Genomic DNA, 734 nt, shown 5'->3' with positions numbered 1-734 from the left:
CTTCAAGCGCGCCCAGGATGGTTTCTTGCTGCGGCTCTTCAAGGTCTTCCAGAAGGTCAACAACGTCATCACTTTCCATATCCCGAACGGCTTCGGCCAGAACGTCCGGTTTCAGGACATTGATCACTTCTTCCCGAACTGACTCGTCGAGCTCCGACAGGATATCGCCGTCGAACTCTTTGTCATACAGCCGGATCAGGCGCGCACGGTCGTAAGGATTGATCTGTTCCAGAAGGTCAGCGATATCGGCCGCGTGTAGCGGCTCCATCAGCTCAATCAGCTTGGCACGGTCTTCGACATCAACCGCATAAAGGATGGCCGCAACGGTTCGCGGGTCCAGCGCATAGGCGTCCTCATCGCGGGGCTGATCGGGTCTGGCTTCGTCGTTGCCTGTCGTCATGCGCTGCCCCTCTTTCTTGTCGATTGCCCCTAGATAGAAGAAGCAGCTACCGGAAAACAATGACAATGGTCCAATTTACCCGCATCTTTCGCGCCCCTATGCTGGTTGGCGGTCCAAAACAGGCGGAGAACAGAACAAATGGCGCAAAAGACGCTTCTGAAGGGACGTGTGCTTAGCTTCAACGGATCACCGTTCGAAGGTGAGCCCACCGATGCGACCAAAATTCACCAAGCCGTCCTGATCGAAGATGGCCGCATCGCGGCACTGGGCCAGGCGTCCGACCTGTCTGACGCGCATCCCGAAGCCAACATTAAGGATTATGGCGATCAGCTGA

At 56.1% G+C, this 734-nt stretch carries 2 protein-coding genes; one reads left to right on the top strand and one right to left on the bottom strand.

Translation table 11 applies throughout. The features are described from left to right. Positions 1-400: magnesium transporter MgtE N-terminal domain-containing protein (locus ACR0EL_RS22225; RefSeq protein ID WP_480502321.1), on the bottom strand; the 400-nt coding region annotated here is incomplete at its 3' end. A 138-nt stretch (positions 401-538) separates the two neighbouring features. On the opposite strand from ACR0EL_RS22225, the gene ACR0EL_RS22220 reads away from it, so the two are divergent. Beyond that, a partial coding sequence (locus tag ACR0EL_RS22220; RefSeq protein ID WP_480502320.1) for an imidazolonepropionase-like domain-containing protein occupies positions 539-734 on the top strand: 196 nt, incomplete at its 3' end.

The sequence above is a fragment of the Ruegeria sp. AH12 genome (assembly GCF_056541465.1).
The sequence above is the reverse complement of the archived record's forward strand: the minus strand, read 5'-3'. Positions and strand labels throughout refer to the sequence as shown.